Consider the following 217-nt stretch of genomic DNA (forward strand, 5'->3'; position numbering starts at 1 on the left):
TAAACCTAGACCAGCATATTTCATTGTGTTGTCTTCTTGACCACCTGTTTGTGGAAGTGGTTGTTCAGGTTTAGGTTGTTCAGGTTTAGGCTGTTCAGGTTTTGGTTGCTCTGGTTTAGGTTGTTCAGGTTTAACCTCTGGTTTTACCTCTTTGAACTTCACTGTTTGTCCCATATCTTCAATATCAGAGTGAATTGCTACTAAGACATCATTTTGA

1 protein-coding gene is annotated in these 217 nt (G+C 39.2%); it reads right to left on the minus strand.

Features of this window, described 5'->3' with window-relative positions:
- Positions 1-217: hypothetical protein (locus MR107_RS31105; protein ID WP_242293233.1), on the minus strand; the 217-nt coding region annotated here is incomplete at both ends.

The organism is Bacillus cereus group sp. BfR-BA-01441, assembly GCF_022663075.1.
In the GTDB taxonomy this organism is placed as follows: domain Bacteria; phylum Bacillota; class Bacilli; order Bacillales; family Bacillaceae_G; genus Bacillus_A; species Bacillus_A cereus.